Annotated in this window: 12 protein-coding genes, 4 tRNA genes and 1 riboswitch; of the genes, 13 read left to right on the top strand and 3 right to left on the bottom strand. The window is 30.5% G+C overall.

The annotated features are described in order from the left end of the window. Window positions 1-8: 8 nt before the first annotated feature. On the bottom strand, window positions 9-560 hold the full coding sequence (gene yyaC / locus OIO11_RS09625) for a spore protease YyaC (protein ID WP_268071234.1): 552 nt from the start codon (window positions 558-560) through the stop codon (window positions 9-11). Window positions 561-724: 164 nt separating this feature from the next. Beyond that, complete coding sequence (locus OIO11_RS09620; protein WP_268071233.1) at window positions 725-1450, bottom strand: ATP-binding protein; 726 nt, start codon at window positions 1448-1450, stop codon at window positions 725-727. 397 nt (window positions 1451-1847) lie between these two features. On the opposite strand from OIO11_RS09620, the gene OIO11_RS09615 reads away from it, so the two are divergent. The 12 genes from OIO11_RS09615 to OIO11_RS09560 all read left to right on the top strand — a co-directional run bounded on the left by OIO11_RS09615 (window position 1848) and on the right by OIO11_RS09560 (window position 13358). Beyond that, window positions 1848-1923 (top strand) — tRNA-Thr (locus tag OIO11_RS09615). 5 nt (window positions 1924-1928) lie between these two features. Beyond that, window positions 1929-2013: transfer RNA gene (locus tag OIO11_RS09610), tRNA-Tyr, on the top strand. A gap of 7 nt (window positions 2014-2020) precedes the next feature. Next, a tRNA-Val gene (locus OIO11_RS09605) sits at window positions 2021-2096 on the top strand. A 44-nt stretch (window positions 2097-2140) separates the two neighbouring features. After that, window positions 2141-2225: transfer RNA gene (locus OIO11_RS09600), tRNA-Tyr, on the top strand. A gap of 154 nt (window positions 2226-2379) precedes the next feature. Then, a riboswitch (SAM riboswitch) is annotated at window positions 2380-2481 on the top strand. A 78-nt stretch (window positions 2482-2559) separates the two neighbouring features. Next, window positions 2560-3735, top strand: a complete 1176-nt coding sequence (metK, locus tag OIO11_RS09595; RefSeq protein WP_268071232.1) for a methionine adenosyltransferase — start codon at window positions 2560-2562, stop codon at window positions 3733-3735. A gap of 271 nt (window positions 3736-4006) precedes the next feature. Next, window positions 4007-6259: an SF1B family DNA helicase RecD2 gene (gene recD2 / locus OIO11_RS09590; RefSeq protein WP_268071231.1), complete on the top strand. Its 2253-nt coding sequence runs from the start codon at window positions 4007-4009 to the stop codon at window positions 6257-6259. Next, the gene (locus tag OIO11_RS09585; protein ID WP_268071230.1) at window positions 6249-7274 is read left to right on the top strand and encodes a hypothetical protein; all 1026 of its coding nucleotides are present in this window, start codon (window positions 6249-6251) and stop codon (window positions 7272-7274) included. Before recD2 ends, OIO11_RS09585 begins: the two co-directional genes overlap by 11 nt. Next, window positions 7247-7927, top strand: a complete 681-nt coding sequence (locus OIO11_RS09580; RefSeq protein WP_268071229.1) for a ComF family protein — start codon at window positions 7247-7249, stop codon at window positions 7925-7927. The genes OIO11_RS09585 and OIO11_RS09580 overlap by 28 nt, the downstream gene beginning before the upstream one ends. Before the next feature lie 245 nt (window positions 7928-8172). Next, on the top strand, window positions 8173-8706 hold the full coding sequence (gene hpf / locus OIO11_RS09575; protein WP_268071228.1) for a ribosome hibernation-promoting factor, HPF/YfiA family: 534 nt from the start codon (window positions 8173-8175) through the stop codon (window positions 8704-8706). A 272-nt stretch (window positions 8707-8978) separates the two neighbouring features. Beyond that, entirely contained in the window at window positions 8979-11489 is a 2511-nt protein-coding gene (gene secA, locus OIO11_RS09570; protein ID WP_268071227.1) for a preprotein translocase subunit SecA, read from the top strand. A 157-nt stretch (window positions 11490-11646) separates the two neighbouring features. Beyond that, a protein-coding gene (gene prfB / locus OIO11_RS09565) for a peptide chain release factor 2 (RefSeq protein ID WP_268071226.1) occupies window positions 11647-12751 on the top strand; the annotation gives its coding sequence in 2 pieces (ribosomal slippage) (window positions 11647-11724 and window positions 11726-12751; 1104 coding nt in all). Window positions 12752-12770: 19 nt separating this feature from the next. Further along, window positions 12771-13358: a DUF4230 domain-containing protein gene (locus tag OIO11_RS09560; protein WP_268071225.1), complete on the top strand. Its 588-nt coding sequence runs from the start codon at window positions 12771-12773 to the stop codon at window positions 13356-13358. Window positions 13359-13443: 85 nt separating this feature from the next. On the opposite strand, the gene OIO11_RS09555 is transcribed toward OIO11_RS09560, so the two are convergent. Beyond that, a complete protein-coding gene (locus tag OIO11_RS09555) occupies window positions 13444-14682 on the bottom strand; it encodes a M28 family metallopeptidase (RefSeq protein WP_268071224.1) in 1239 nt (412 codons plus the stop codon). A 247-nt stretch (window positions 14683-14929) separates the two neighbouring features. Between OIO11_RS09555 and OIO11_RS09550 the strand changes: the two genes are divergently transcribed. Next, window positions 14930-17089 (top strand): Tex family protein, encoded by a 2160-nt coding sequence (locus OIO11_RS09550; RefSeq protein ID WP_268071223.1) that lies wholly within the window; start codon window positions 14930-14932, stop codon window positions 17087-17089. Window positions 17090-17133: the final 44 nt, after the last annotated feature.

Raw genomic sequence — 17133 nt, 5'->3', positions numbered from 1 at the left:
GTTGGTCTTCAATAAATATTAGTATATTTTTTATTATGCAAATAAAAAAGGTAATATGAATGAACTAAAGCATGTGTAATAACTTTAGCCATACTAAAAATCAAATCTAATCTAATATTTCTATGAGTAAATAATTCATTATTATCACTTGAGTCTACAATACCTATTATGGAGGTTTTGCCCACGTCAGGAAGTAATTTACCAACTCCTTTGCCAGGGTGTATTGGATAATCTCTAGCTTGTATTTCTCCTATATTTTTATCATCGCCTAAGCATGCATCTATACCAATGATATTAGCGTTTGGATGTAATTTCTTTATTTCACGTAGTTTAGTATCTATGTTTAAAGCATGTATTGGGTCTGAAATAGTTCCGTAAACCTTTAAAGGAAAGTTTCTGGATTGTAAAAGTGTACCAACTAAAGGTCCTAGGCAATCCCCTATGCATCTATCTGTACCAATACAAATTATTACAGAATTTGTATCAATGTAATCTTTTAAAAAATAAGCAATTTCATAATAAGATAAATCATCTTTGTAGTGGACTTTGACCTTATTCAATAGAAACACACCTCCTTGATAATTTATATGAAAATTTCGTTATCAATATGAAATAAAAGAATAAAAAAGTATGAGTATAAAATAATTACACAATATTAAGAGAAATTTTATGAATAATAGAAGAATTTCATAATCTTAATAAAAATGAGAATTAGCAAAGTGTGCTAATTCTCATTTTTTTCTTTAATCCAAATATTTAATTGTTCAGTGTTAGACAATGCATTAAGTAAATTATTTTTTAGTCCAGGAATGTCCTCTTCAAGCTTGTATGTGAGATTTTTGATATACTCCCTTTTTGTAAATCCGTTTGCAGGACAAGAACTAGTTACGATAGGAAAATTATATTTACTTGCAAGGGATATAATATGCTGTTCATCTATATAAATCATTGGTCTTATTATGGTTAGGTCTGCTCTACTAAGGTAAGTTTTAGGCAGAAAGCTATTGATTCTGCCTTCGTAAAACATAGATAATAAAAGGGTTTCAATAGCATCATTTTTATGATGACCTAAGGCTATTTTATTGCAACCTAGTTTTTTGGCGTGATCATTTAGTGAACCTCTCCTTAAGTTGGCACATAGGGAGCAGGGGTTTTTTTCTTTTCTTATATCAAAAACTATTTCTTGTATTCGGGTTTTGAATAAATAATAAGGTACATTTAAATCTTTGCACATTTTAATCAGATCATTAAAGTTAGATCCAGCTCCAGGATCTATTGTTATTGCTATTAATTCAAAAGGTTCAGGTGAAAATCTTTTATAGGCATGTAATAGCTGTAATAAGGTTATGCTGTCTTTACCTCCAGAAAGTCCTACAGCTATTTTATCTCCTGCTTGTATAAGGTTATAATCTGTTACAGCTTTACGAAATCTACTTAATAATTTTTGCATAGTATTCCTCCATATGTTTTTGATTTGTTTATTGGCTGTGTTTTAAGAAGTTGTTGATTTTTATGAGAATTCAACAATTTTTTAAAACATAGTCTATTTATTATAATATAGTGAACATATGAAATAAAGAGGAATAATTAAGAAAAAAGAGAAAAATGAAAGAGTAAAGAATAAGAAAAAAGGTTATATAAATGGGATGTTTCAAGAGTTTGTGAGGGGAAAATAAAAAAAAATAAACTTGTATGCAAAATTGAGAAAAATGATGAAAAATGGAGTATTAACGAATAGAATTAGTGTAATGATAGAATGCGTTAGTTGAAAAAAAACGTATATCTGGGTATACTAATATTCGTTGGCGGGGTCAAAACAACGACAACAAAACAAAATAACAAAAGATGCTGGCATGGCTCAATTGGTAGAGCAACTGACTTGTAATCAGTAGGTTCCGGGTTCAAGTCCTGGTGCCAGCACCAACTTCGGAGGAGTTCCCGAGTGGCCAAAGGGGGCAGACTGTAAATCTGTTGCGTTTCGCTTCGATGGTTCGAATCCGTCCTCCTCCACCATATAAATGGGCGCATAGCTCAGCTGGGAGAGCACCTGCCTTACAAGCAGGGGGTCACAGGTTCGAGCCCTGTTGTGCCCACCATTTATGATGAGAAGTTGGAAAAAGTTATTATAAAATTGAATTATGGAGGAGTTCCCGAGTGGCCAAAGGGGGCAGACTGTAAATCTGTTGCGTTTCGCTTCGATGGTTCGAATCCGTCCTCCTCCACCATAAGACATCATAAGATGATGTCTTTTTTATTTGTAAACAAAATGTAAATGTTGATTTTCCCACATAAAGTTATACAGAAATTTATTGACATGATAATTTTACTATGATAATATTAGTTTGCTAATTAACAAATAGATATAGGATAAGAAAATGATGCTTATCAAGAGAGGTGGAGGGACTGGCCCTATGAAGCCCAGCAACCAGTACATTTTGTACTAAGGTGCTAATTCCTGCAGAGAAATCTGCAAGATAAGGAGAGTCATATAACTATTTAAAGTTACCTCTTCTTAATAGGAAGAGGTTTTATTATTTTTGTGAGAGGAGAGAATGTAAAATGAAAAGATTATTTACTTCAGAATCAGTTACAGAAGGACATCCAGATAAAATATGTGACCAAATTTCAGATTCAATATTAGATGCAATATTAGAAAAAGATTCACAAGGTAGAGTTGCTTGTGAAACTGCTGTTACTACAGGAATGGTTATGGTAATAGGAGAAATAACAACTAATTGCTATGTAGATATTCCTAAGATTGTAAGGAATACTATAAAGGAAATAGGATATACAAGAGCTAAATATGGTTTTGACGCAGATACTTGCTCAGTACTTACATCTATAGATGAACAATCACGAGATATAGCTATGGGGGTAGATGAGGCATTAGAATCAAAATTAGGAGAAAAAGATGAAATAGAAGCAGTAGGTGCTGGAGATCAAGGAATCATGTTTGGATTTGCAACAAATGAAACTCCAGAATATATGCCTCTTGCAATAAATATGGCTCATAAACTTTCAAGACAATTAACTGAAGTAAGAAAAAATGGAACTTTAGAATATTTAAGACCAGATGGTAAGACGCAGGTTACAGTTGAATATGAAGATGACAAGCCAGTTAGAATAGACGCAGTTGTTATTTCTACTCAACACGGACCAGAAGTTAGTCAAGAACAAATTAGAGAAGATTTAATGAAACATGTAATAGAAGAAGTAATACCAAGTGAATGGTTAGATGAAAATACTAAATATTACATAAACCCAACTGGAAGATTTGTAATAGGTGGACCACACGGAGATGCTGGTCTTACAGGAAGAAAAATAATAGTTGATACTTATGGTGGAGCAGGCAGACATGGTGGTGGTGCTTTCTCAGGAAAGGATCCAACAAAGGTAGACAGATCAGCTGCTTATGCTGCAAGATGGGTTGCTAAGAATTTAGTAGCAGCAGGTGTTGCCGACACTCTAGAAATAGGTCTTGCTTATGCAATAGGTGTTGCAAAACCAGTTTCACTTTTAGTAAATACATTTGGAACAGGTAAGGTATCTGATGATAAAATAGTTGAAGTTGTTAATAAGGTATTTGATTTAAGACCAGGTGCTATAATCAGAGATCTAGATTTGAGAAGACCGATATACAAACAAACAGCAGCTTATGGACACTTCGGAAGAACAGATGTAGATCTTCCATGGGAAAAATTAGATAAAGTTGAAGATATCAAAAAACTTTTATAAGAGAAAATAATGTTTTGTTATGAAAAAACTATTAGTTAAAAAACAATCGTAAGATAGATTATATTTATCTTTACGATTGTTTTTTTTAGACTTTTTGTAATTAAAGTAAGAATCTTTAGCTCAATATATATTTTTAACAGTTAAACTTTTGGATATTGTTTATTAGATATTACTTAAGTCAAAAATAATAATACATAGAATGGTTGAGAAATAGTCATAGTTTACATTATAATTAAATTAATAGGAGTAAATGAATTTTAGGAGAGATTTTATGACTGAGATACAAGGTACTGTAGAAGATATAGTTTTTCAAAATGAAGGTAACGGATATGTGGTTGCACATATAAAAGATAAAAAGAAAAAAATAACTATAACAGGATGTATACCTTACATTAATGAAGGACAAAACTTAAAATTGCAGGGAGAATGGGTAACTCACAAACAATTTGGACAACAATTTCGAGTTAAGTCTTGCGAAGAGGTTGTTCCAAACTCTTTAGAGGGAATTGAAAAATATTTATCATCGGGTATAATTGCGGGAATAGGACCTGTTACTGCAAAAAAAATTGTAGCTCAGTTTGGTGAAGAAATTTTAGATATACTTGATAATAATATAGAAAGATTGCAAGAAATAGATGGGATTGGAACTAAAAAGATAGAGACTATTTCTAAGTCATATTCAAAGCAAAGAGAAATAAGAAATATAATGGTTTTTCTTCAAACTTACGGAGTGACAGTAAAGCAATGTGTAAAAATTCATAAAAGATATGGAGCAAATTCTATAAATGTGGTTAAAGAAAATCCTTATGCTTTAACGGATCAAATATCAGGAATGGGCTTTAAGACTGCTGATAAAATTGCAAGAAGTTTAGGGATAGAAAAGGATTCACCTTTCAGAATACAATGTGGAGTAAGATATATTGTAAATCAATTTTGTGGCATGGGTAATACCTATATGCCTTTAGAAAAATTATTTAAGGAAGCAAAAAGTATACTTGGAGTAAATGAGGAAGCTATTGAAAGAAATCTTCAAGAATCAATGTTAAATGGAACATTAAAAGTAGAAATCATTGAAGGTAAAGAATGTGTTTTTACTATGCCGTACTATTATTGCGAATTATCAGTTACTACCAAGATAATAACTCTTACAACTGCTGGGTATGATGAAGTGAAAATTGATGTAGGTGAAGAAATAAATAAATTTGAAAAAGAAAATAATATAAAATTTGCAAAAATACAAGTAGAAGCTATAAAAGGTGCCTTCCAAAATGGAATTGAAATAATAACAGGAGGACCTGGTACAGGAAAAACAACTATAATTAAATGTATAACAGAGATATTTGAAGCTGCTTCCATGACGGTTTTTATGGCAGCACCAACAGGACGTGCAGCAAAGAGGATGAGTGAGGCAACAGGAAGAGAGTCAAAAACAATACATAGATTGCTGGAACTAGGGTTTAATGATGACGATGATATGGATTTTTTGAGGGGAGAAGAATCTCCTCTGCAATGTGATGTTTTAATAGTTGACGAAGCATCTATGATAGATGTTTTACTGATGAATAGTCTTCTGAAGGCTATTCCTATGGGTACAAGGCTGATTATAGTAGGAGATGCAGACCAGCTTCCTTCAGTAGGTCCAGGAAATGTTCTCAGAGATTTAATAGAGAGCAAATGTGTTAAAGTTGTAAGGTTAAAAGATATATTTAGACAGGCAGAAGAAAGTATGATTGTGGTTAACGCTCACAAGATAAATAATGGCGATATGCCAATCTTAAACAAAAAAAATAAGGATTTTTATTTTATTAATTGCGAAGATGGAGAAGAGATTGGAGAGACTTTAGTAGGGCTTATAGATAGGAGATTGCCAAAGTTCAACAAAAACTGGAATAAGGTCAAGGATATACAAATACTATCTCCCATGAGAAAAGGAACATTAGGAATAACTAATTTAAATACTCAACTTCAGAAAGTATTAAATCCTAAGATGAAGGATAAAAATGAAAAACAATTTAAGGATAATATTTTCAGAGTAGGCGATAAAGTTATGCAAACTAAAAATAATTATAATTTAAAATGGGTTAGAATAGATGGTGAAGGAGAAAAGGAAGGACTGGGAGTTTTTAATGGTGATATAGGTTATATTACCGAAGTTGAAGAAGATAAAATTACTGTTGTTTTTGATGAGGATAAAGAAATTACATATGATAATATGTATTTAGATGAACTTGAATTAGCTTATTCTATGACTGTACATAAGAGTCAAGGAAGTGAATTTCCTGTGGTTATTATGCCAGTGTTTATGGGACCAACCTTACTTATGAATAGAAATTTACTTTATACTGGTATTACCAGAGCAAAGCAAATGGTAGTTTTAGTGGGAACTTCTAAAGCTATTCATTTTATGATTAGTAATAATAAAAGTTTTGAAAGGTATTCAGCACTGAGATGGAGAATATTGAATATATTAGAAGATGAAATTGATAATTCTAACAAAAGTTTAATTGGAGAGGATGAAAAATGATATGTTTTTAAAACATTCAAATCTTAAGGTAGAAAAGGAAACGATAAGTGAGGAAATACTAGCATGGAGTTCTAGTAGAGAAAAGTATTTGAATGTAACATCACCTCCATATAATTCATCGGAAATATTTATAAATATTATTTTAAATTTTGTTTATAGAAATAAAAAAGTATTGTATATAACGGATGAAAATAGTATTCAGGTAGAGATTATTGAAAAAATAAAAAAGATAAGTAAATTTAGAGGATATACATATTTAAAAGAAAAAAGTAATTTTGGAGATTCGTTATTACTCATTGCCAAACATGAAATGTTAAATAAATTAAACTATAAATTTGATTTAGTAATCTACGATGATATAAAAAGCTTTTCCTCACGTACTAAATATAAAATTATTGAAGCGATGACGAGTAAAGCAAAGGATAGTGCTAAAATAATAGCTTATTCCATAGAAAAAATTTTCGAAAATAAGAAAGAAATAATTTTGCCAGTAAGAGATAATTGTTATCCACTAATAGAGCCAAAATTTATAGGTACTCGAGTAGATATTAACAAAGATATTCCATATGTTGTGTATGAATACATAGAATGGTCTTTGAAAATAAAGCAAAAAGTGATCATATATGTTCCAAACGAAGCAAAAGTTAAAAGTGCGTATGAATATTTATCACTATATTGCAGTAAGTTAGATGGAAATGTTATTTTTTCCATTAAGAATAAAAGTGATAGGAAAATATTAGATAATTTTACAAAGATGAAACAAGGAATAATGATTACTAATGATTTTTATTTTGATGCAAAAAATGTTAATGTTATGGTATTTTTTGCCGATGATGAACTATTCAATTATAAAAAACTAGTGTATCTTTGTGGAAAGGTAGGTAGAAGTGGAAAAAGCCGCAAAGGCGAGGTTATATTTTTAGGTAATTGTGAAACGGAAGCCATAGATAAAGCTAAAAATATAACTAGACATTTCAATAAAGAAGCATGGGAAATGAATTTATTAAAAATATAAAATATTTATGTGAATGTGTTCTTAATGTTATATATAGTGATGATAGAGACTGTGTTCTGTGTAATGAATACGTAAGAGATGATAAATATTTATGTGACAAATGCAAATCTAAAGTAAAATTGTGTAAAAATCATTTCGAAATTAATGAAGAAAATTTTATAGTGAAGTGTTATAGCTCAGCATATTATTCAGATGTAATCAAAGAACTAGTTATAAAATTAAAATACAAAAGTGATTTTAAAGCAGGAGAAGTTTTAGTTGAATATATGTTAAATACTATAAAAAGTAAAAATATTAAATTCGATATTATTACTTTTGTGCCGTCAACTAAAGAAGCTATAAAGAGAAGAGGGTATAATCAGAGTAAGTATTTAGCTAAAGCTGTAGCATACAAAACAAATACCAAGATTTTAGAATTTTTAATAAAAGATAATGATACCAGAGATCAGATAGGTTTAAATGGAGAAGAACGATGGACGAATTTGAAAAATTCTTTTAAATGTATAAATGAAAAGTATCTTAATAATAAAACAATATTACTAGTAGACGATGTTGTAACTACTGGAGCTACAAGTTTTTATTGTGCGAAAACCATGCTTGGAAATGGTGCAAGAAATGTTATTGTATTGACTTGTGCTAAAAGTAGTTTATAAATGCCCGCTATGTCTAGTATAACATAAAAGTAATCAAATTTCCTCCAATAAATAATAACATAAAAAAGAAAAAAATGAAGGGAAATGACAGTAATACAATTTAAATTGATTAAATATTTTGTAAATTTGAAATATTGTTGTTGTTATTTGGACTGATTAGTAATAGAATATAGTAAAGACAAGCAATTCAATTGAAAATATCTTCAAAGACATAATGGGAGATATAACAAAAGGGGGATGGCTTTATGAAGATAACAGTGATGGGTAAAAACATAGCAATAACAGATGGTTTAAAGAATGCGGTAGAAACAAAGCTATCAAAATTAGATAAGTATTTTAATCCAGATGTAGAAGTGAATGCAACTTTAAGTGTTCAAAAGAATAAGAAAATAATAGAAGTTACTATACCTTTTAATGGAGTTATATTAAGAGGAGAAGAAATTAATGAAGATATGTATGCAGCTGTAGATATAGTTTTAGAAAAATTAGAGAGACAAATAAGAAAACAAAAAACTAAGTTGCAAAGAAAAAAACATGGAGATGCGCTGAAATTTCAATTTATTCCAGAATATATCCCTAGGAATGATGAAGATATAGATTCTAAAATTGTAAAAAGTAAAAAATTTCCAATGAAACCTATGAATAATGAAGAAGCTTTACTTCAAATGGAACTTTTAGGACATAGCTTCTTTGTATATACAAATGCAGAAACAGAGGAAGTTAATGTTTTGTATAGGAGGAAAGACGGTCAATATGGTCTTATAGAGCCGGAGTATTAATATAATAAGTAGTATTCTAAAAAGGAGGAGTATTCCTCCTTTTATTTTTAGTTAAAAATATTAAACAATGAACATTGATAATTGCAATATATGTATAATAAATTACAAAAAGTAAATGAAGAAAATTCAACATAATGTTAATAAAAATGTAAAAATTATTTAAAAGTGATAGTTATTGAATGGTTTATGATTAAATGTTATAATACAATGAGTGAAAATGTAAGTAGACAGTTTTATAAAACTTAAAATATATATTAGTGAGGATGAATAAAATGGGTTTGTTTGAGAAAATATTCGGTAGTTATAGTGATAGAGAATTGAAAAAGATAAAACCAATAATTGATAAAATTGAAGTATTAGATGAAGAAATGCAAAAGTTAAACGATGAAGAATTAAGAAATAAAACATTTGAATTTAAAGAAAGAATTTCAAATGGTGAATCAATAGATGATATTTTACCAGAAGCTTTTGCAGTATGCAGAGAGGCTTCAAGTAGAGTTTTAGGGATGAAACACTATAGAGTACAATTAATAGGAGGTATAGTACTCCATCAAGGAAGAATTGCAGAAATGAGAACAGGGGAAGGTAAGACGCTAGTTGCTACTTTGCCAGCTTATTTAAATGCATTGGAAGGTAAAGGGGTTCATGTAATTACTGTTAACGACTATCTTGCTAAAAGAGATAGAGATCAAATGAATGAGCTTTATGAATTTTTAGGATTGACAAGTGGAGTTATAATTCATGATTTGGATAATAATCAAAGACGTGAAGCTTATAATAGTGATATAACTTATGGAACTAATAATGAATTTGGATTCGATTATCTTAGAGATAATATGGTAATATATAGGGAAGAAAAAGTTCAAAGGGATTTACATTTTTGTATAGTAGACGAGGTTGACTCTATTTTAATAGATGAAGCAAGAACACCTCTTATAATTTCAGGAGAAGGAGAAAAATCTACTGATTTTTATAGAGTTGCTGATTTTTTTGCAAAATCCTTAAGTCAAGATGACTATACAGTAGATGAAAAAACTAATTCTGTTATATTAACAGATGAAGGTGTAGAAAAAGCAGAAAAATTCTTCCATATCGAAAACTATGCAGATGCAGAAAATATGCAAGTACAGCACCATGTAGTTCAGGCTTTAAAAGCTAATTATACTATGAAGAGAGATAAAGACTATATGGTAAAAGACGATGAAGTTATTATTGTTGATGAGTTTACTGGAAGACTTATGGAAGGTAGAAGATACAGTGATGGTCTTCACCAAGCAATAGAAGCTAAAGAAGGAGTTAAAATTCAAAAAGAATCTAAAACCCTTGCAACTATTACATTCCAGAATTATTTTAGAATGTATACTAAGCTTTCAGGTATGACAGGAACAGCTGAAACAGAAGAAGGGGAGTTCAGAGAAATTTATGGTTTGGACGTAGTAATTATCCCTACTAATAAACCTATAGCAAGAATAGATTCTCCAGATTTAGTTTATAAATCAGAAAAAGGTAAATATAAAGCAATAGTTAACGAATTAGAAGAAACTTATAAAAAAGGGCAGCCAGCACTTGTTGGTACAGTAAGTATAGAAAAATCAGAACTTCTTTCAGATATGCTAAAGAGAAAAGGGGTACCTCATAAAGTTCTTAATGCAAAATATCATGAAAAAGAAGCTGAAATAGTAGCAGATGCAGGTGAAAGAGGAAGAATAACTATTGCTACTAATATGGCTGGGCGTGGTACCGATATAAAACTTGGAGAAGGTGTTGCAGAACTTGGAGGTCTTAAGGTAATAGGTACTGAAAGACATGAATCAAGACGTATAGATAATCAGTTAAGAGGACGTTCTGGTCGTCAAGGAGACTCAGGAGTTTCTAGATTTTATGTTTCACTAGAAGATGATTTGATGAGAATATTCGGTTCAGAAAGACTTCAAGGAATAGTTGAAAAATTAGGATTAAGTGATGATGATGTTATAGAAAGTAAAATGGTTTCAGGTGCAATAGAAAATGCACAAAAGAAAGTTGAAGGAAATAACTTTGATGTTCGTAAAACTGTGTTACAGTACGATGATGTTATGAATCAACAAAGAGAAGTTATCTATAAACAAAGAGCTCAGGTTCTTGAAGGTGAATCTTTAAAAGAGTATGTTCAAGATATGATTGAAGATGTTATAGTAACGGCAGTTGATGCGCATATGTCAGGACTGGATGAAAATTTGGAAGAGGATATACAAAAGCTTATTACTTATTTAGAAGAAATATATCTGCCAAAGGGAACTGCAACTATTGATGAACTGAAAATTATGTCTGATGATGAAATAAAAGAAAAATTTGTTGAAATAGCTAAAGGCATATATGAGGAAAAAGAAGAAATGTTTGGTTCAGACCAAATGAGAGAAGTTGAAAGAGTTGTTCTTCTGAAGGTTGTTGATACTAAATGGATGGCTCATATCGATGATATGGATCACTTAAAACAAGGTATAGGGCTTAGAGCGTATAGACAGCAAGATCCTGCTCAGGCATATCAATTTGAAGGTAGTGAAATGTTTGATCAGATGATTCAAAATATCAAGCTTGAGACTATTAAATATTTATTCCATGTTCATGTTGAAAAAGCACCAGAAAGAGAAAGAGTAGCAAAAGAAACTTCAACAAATCAACCAGGAGATGATTCGGTTAAACATGAACCTGTAAGAAGAAAAGAAGATAAAATAGGAAGAAATGATTTATGTCCTTGCGGAAGTGGAAAGAAATATAAAAATTGCTGTGGAAAAGAACTTTAAACAGTATAAGAAAAGTAGGTACGCAAACTTGCTTATAATTTCCTTGAGTTTAAAGAGTAAGACTTAAATAAAAATTAAAAAATCCAGCTATGCTGGGTTTTTTAATTATATAATTAACTGGGTATAGGCTACTATTAAAAATGGAAAGGGTGATTTTATGATAATTCAGTTTGAAGAGGCTAAGAGTAAAGCTGCTGAAATTATGAAAAATTTAGATGAAGTGAGGGTTTCACTTTGACATTGCTGGTATAGAAATAAGAGTATCAGAACTGGAAAATAGAATGCAGGAGCCTAGTTTTTGGGATGATATAAACAAAGCACAAGAAACTACTCAAGAGGCAAAAAACTTAAAAGACAGGTTAGAAAAATATAATACTACATTGAGTAGATTAGAAGATATAGAAGTTTTAATAGAAATGAGCATAGAGGAAGATGATGAGTCTTCACTGGATGAAGTAAAAAATGAGCTAAAAGAAATTGAAAATATAATTGAGCAGTTTAAAATACAAATACTTCTCTCAGGAGAATATGACAAAAACAATGCAATAGTATCACTGCATTCAGGAGCTGGTGGTACAGATGCACAGGATTGGACTGAAATGCTGTTGAGAATGTATACAAGATGGGCTGATAAAAAAGGCTATAAGGTTGAAACTATAAGTTTGTTATCAGGAGATGAAGCTGGAATAAAAAGTATAGAACTAAAAGTAACTGGAGAATTTGCTTATGGTTATTTAAAAGCAGAAAAGGGAATACACAGATTGGTAAGAATTTCTCCTTTTAATGCAAATGGTAAAAGACAAACCTCCTTTGCTTCTATGGAAGTATTGCCAGAGCTTACAGAAAGTCAAGATATAGAAATAAAAGAAGATGATTTAAAAATCGATACTTATCGTGCCAGTGGAGCTGGTGGTCAGCATATAAATAAAACGGATTCAGCAGTTAGAATAACACATTTGCCTACAGGAATAGTTGTTCAGTGTCAAAATGAAAGAAGTCAATTCCAAAATAAAGATACTGCCATGAACATGTTAAAATCAAAGCTTGCAGAGCTTAAAGAAAGAGCACATAAGGAAAAAATTGAAGAACTTACAGGTGATCTAATGGATAATGGATGGGGAAGCCAAATAAGATCTTATGTTTTTCAGCCATATACTATGGTTAAAGATCATAGAACAAATGCAGATATGGGAAACGTGGATGCTGTTATGGATGGAGATATCGACTTATTTATAACTGAATTTTTAAAATGGAACAAATAATATGAAGGATAGAATAAGTATGAAAAAATGGATTAAAGAAATTAAGGTTATTCTATTAATTATAGCAATCATAGCTGGAACTTGGTTTTTTGCAGGGTTTAGGACTACTAATGAAAAGATAACTAATAGTACAAATGTTGCTAATGAACTCAAAAGAATTTCTGAACTTGCAACTTATAAGAACACATATACGGATATTATTTTCATAAAGGATAGTAAAAAAGTCCAAGATTTTACTATCCCTTTTACAACAAAGACATTATTGATAAAATATAGTGGATATGTAAAAGCTGGAGTGATTTTAGAAGATGCTGAGATATATGTTAATAGTAAAGAAAAAAAGATAAATTTGAAACTAAAAAAGGCTAAAGTGTTGGACAATGTTATAGATACAGATAATGTTAATATTTTAGATGAAAAATCTGCTTTGTTCAATAAAATTCAAGGACAAGAAATAATTAATGAATTAAACCGAAATAAAGGACAAGTAGTAGATAAACTTATCAAGGATGGTTTTTTAGAAAAAGCTAATGAAAATACTAAGATATTATTAGAAGGAATATTAAAGAGTATGGGATTTGAAAAAATAAATATTGAATTTATTTAAGCAGTACAATAAAAACCTATTATTATACAGAAATCAGTAATAATAGGTTTTTATTGTGTATAAAATCAGTTAATTAGTCATATTTTCAGCTACGCTTTCTATTCAAAGTAACCAAAATTAGAATAATACCCATAGATGATATTAATAGCCCTTGTTTATAATATAGAAATAGCAGATTTTCATTAAAGGCGTATTTTATTATTTCTTTTGAAGCTACATCATAGCACCGTTCGATGGCAGAAGTAGATATAAATTCAAGAGTATCCTCAGGTGTATGAATTCTTGATTTATCATCATCACAAAATGTTATAGCATCTATATTATTTTCTCTAAAGGCTTTATGATCACTGGCATTCTCAAAAAGATAGTTAAAGTGTATATGTTCATCTGAACATGTATTTGAAGCTGAACGCATAAGACTAGATTTTGTAGTATCGTTTTTGCCACCCATTATGCAAAGAGGAACTCCTTTGTCGCTGCCTATCATATCAAAATTGAAAACTTTACTGTCTGTAATGTGATTTTTATATTTCTTTACAAATTCAGCAGAGCCTAAACAACCAAATTCTTCTGCATTGAAGCCTATAAATAGTATATTTCTCTCAGGAGTACCTAAAGATTTTATGTACTCTACCATTTCTAACATAAAAGCTGTTCCAGAAGAATTATCAAGAGCACCTCTATAGATGTTATCTCCTAAATCTGTTCCTAAATGATCAAAATGAGCAGAAATAATTACAGGGCTGGAGTTTTTATTTTTACCCTCTATATATCCTAAAATATTCCTAGCTGAGGTTTTTTTATTTGTAAAAGGAATAAAACAATTTATGTTATAACCATCAGAAAGAGATTTTTTAAGTTCAGATAGTGTGTTTTTAGATAACATAATGCACATACTCCAAGGATCAGTAGATATAAAGGAACTTCTAAATTTTAAGGTATTATCTGAAGAAGAGTAAAGTAAAAAGTAATCAGAATTATATTTTATCTGTATGGAGTTCTCTCTTGACACAATCAAAGGATTTTGATTGTTAAAGTTAAATTTATTGCTTTTAAAATTCAACATATCTTCTTTATAATCTTTTCCATAGGTAAAACTTTTTATTATATTTCCATTTTTATCGGTTACATTTAAGTAAGGTTCTTTACCTTTAATTTTACTTGGATAGGTTAATTTAAAAGCTTGATCATATTCCCCAAGAAAGGGTTTTAAATCATTTTTGATAAATTGAAGCTTGATGTACTCTTCTATTTCTTGGTTTTCAATAGTACCTGTAAGTCTACCTTGAAAATGGTCAGAGGACAAATATCTTATTGTATTCATAACATTAGGTATGTTAAAAGTATGTATGGTATTATAGGTATTGAAGGTAAGATAAAAGATCATTAATAGTATACACATTATGAATTGTACAAAAAGTCTTTTCATAAACTACTCCTTAAAAATTAGTATATATATAGTTATGAGTGGATAAAATGTTATATGATGGAATGTGGACTTTTAACCTATAATAATGTAAAATAATGAAAGTAAAAGTAGCGTATATATGAATGAAAGAGTGGAGGAAAATATGAACAATATTATCAATGATAAAATAGCTAAAGAATTTGGTATAAGTATTAAGCAGGTGAATAGTGTTATTGAACTTTTAGATGATGGAAATACAGTGCCTTTCATTGCAAGATATAGAAAAGAAAGAACTGGTGGACTTGATGATATAGTTTTGAGAAGCTTTGCAGAAAGACTTACTTATTTAAGAAATTTAGAAGAAAGAAAAGCTGATGTTATAAGAATAATTGGAGAACAGGATAAGCTTACAGATGAACTAAAGCTTCAAATAGAAAAAAGCGAAACTTTAACTGAGGTTGAGGATATATATAGACCATTTAAGCCTAAAAAGAGAACTAGAGCCACAATAGCAGTAGAAAAGGGGTTAAAGCCACTTGCCGAAGCTATTTGGTGTGGAGAATTTAAAGGAAATATTGAGGACTATGCATCAGAATTTCTAGATGAAGAAAAAGTAGTAAATACAGTTGAAGATGCTTTAAATGGAGCAAAGGACATTATTGCTGAAATTATTTCTGATGAAGCAGAATTTAGAAAATGGATAAGGGAATTTGTGCGCAGAAATGGAATAATTGAGTGCAGTGGTGAAAGTGAAGAACCTACTCCTTACGAAATGTATTACAAGTATTCTGAAGCTGTCAGCAAGATACCTTCTCATAGAATACTTGCAATAAACAGAGGAGAAAAGGAGAAAGTATTATCTGTCAAGGTTATAAGTAACATGGACAAAATACTGGAGTTTTTAAATAAAAACTGTTTGAAGAAAAATAATATTACTGATGAATATATAGCAGCAGCAGCGGCAGATTCACTAAAGAGGCTTATATATCCATCTATTGAAAGAGAAATAAGAGCAGAGCTTACAGATAAGGGTGAAGAAGGAGCAATAGGAATCTTTAAAGCAAATCTTAAGGCACTTTTAATGCAGCCTCCAATAAAGGGGAAGATTGTGCTTGGGTATGACCCAGGATTTAGAACAGGATGTAAAATCGCTGTTTTAGATGATACGGGAAAGCTAGTGGATACAGCCACAGTATATGCTACTGCACCACAAAATGATGTTCAAGGATCTATTAAAATTCTTAAAGAGTTAGTTTATAAGCATAATGTAGATGTTATATCTCTTGGAAATGGTACAGCCAGCCGTGAATCGGAAGAAGTATTGGCACAGCTTATAGATGAAGTAAAAAAAGAAACAGGCAAGGAGTTATCTTACGTGGTTGTATCAGAGGCTGGAGCTTCTGTTTATTCAGCTTCAGAACTTGCATCTAAAGAATACCCTGATATAAATGTTTCTATAAGAGGAGCAATATCAATAGGGCGACGACTTCAAGATCCGATGGCTGAACTTGTGAAGATAGATCCTAAATCTATAGGGGTAGGACAGTATCAGCATGATGTAACACCGAAAAGACTTGATGAATCTTTAAGTGGAGTTGTAGAAGATGGGGTAAATAGTGTTGGGGTTGATTTGAACATTGCTACACCGTCACTTTTATCTTATATATCTGGTATAAATGCTTCTATTGCTCAGAATATAGTAAATTATAGAGAAGAAAATGGTAAATTTAAAAATAGAAAAGAAATATTAAAGGTTAAAAGATTGGGACCTAAGGCGTTTGAACAATGTGCTGGATTTTTAAGAGTTCCAGAAAGTGATGAAGTGCTTGATAACACTGCAGTTCATCCAGAGTCATATAAAGCAACTAAAGGGCTTTTGAAAAAAATAGGCTATAGTAATGAAGATGTTTTAAATGGAAAGTTAGTTGATGTAGACAGTAAAGTAAATGTTATAGGAATTGAAGTTTTAGCTGAGCAATTAGGAATTGGTGTGCCGACTCTTAAAGATATAATAAAAGAAATTATAAAACCAGGACGTGATCCTAGAGAAGAACTTCCAAAGCCTATATTTAAAAAAGGAGTAGTTGACATAAATCAGCTGAAACCTGGCATGGTTTTAACTGGTACAGTGAGAAACGTAGCTGATTTTGGAGCTTTTGTAGACATTGGAGTACATCAAGATGGATTAGTACATATAAGTCAGCTTTCAGATAAATTTGTTAAACATCCTTTAGATATAGTAAAGGTTGGAGATGTGGTAGAAGTGAGTGTGTTGGAAGTAGATGATAAGAGAGGAAGAATATCACTTACTATGAAAAAATAAAGTTGAATTTTCTCAAATAAGTGTTATAATTATTTATGAATAAA

Origin of the sequence: Clostridium sp. ZS2-4, assembly GCF_026719745.1 — a bacterium.
GTDB lineage: Bacteria > Bacillota > Clostridia > Clostridiales > Clostridiaceae > Clostridium_H.
This window is presented reverse-complemented; position numbering and strand designations above follow the sequence as displayed.

Coding starts and splice junctions, on each gene's coding strand:
- OIO11_RS09580 (WP_268071229.1), top strand. CDS start 7,247: ATGGGAAATGAATTTATTAAAAATATAAAATATTTATGTGAATGTGTT.
- OIO11_RS09555 (WP_268071224.1), bottom strand. CDS start 14,682: ATGAATACAATAAGATATTTGTCCTCTGACCATTTTCAAGGTAGACTT.
- OIO11_RS09585 (WP_268071230.1), top strand. CDS start 6,249: ATGAAAAATGATATGTTTTTAAAACATTCAAATCTTAAGGTAGAAAAG.
- OIO11_RS09550 (WP_268071223.1), top strand. CDS start 14,930: ATGAACAATATTATCAATGATAAAATAGCTAAAGAATTTGGTATAAGT.
- secA (WP_268071227.1), top strand. CDS start 8,979: ATGGGTTTGTTTGAGAAAATATTCGGTAGTTATAGTGATAGAGAATTG.
- recD2 (WP_268071231.1), top strand. CDS start 4,007: ATGACTGAGATACAAGGTACTGTAGAAGATATAGTTTTTCAAAATGAA.
- OIO11_RS09620 (WP_268071233.1), bottom strand. CDS start 1,450: ATGCAAAAATTATTAAGTAGATTTCGTAAAGCTGTAACAGATTATAAC.
- OIO11_RS09560 (WP_268071225.1), top strand. CDS start 12,771: ATGAAAAAATGGATTAAAGAAATTAAGGTTATTCTATTAATTATAGCA.
- metK (WP_268071232.1), top strand. CDS start 2,560: ATGAAAAGATTATTTACTTCAGAATCAGTTACAGAAGGACATCCAGAT.
- hpf (WP_268071228.1), top strand. CDS start 8,173: ATGAAGATAACAGTGATGGGTAAAAACATAGCAATAACAGATGGTTTA.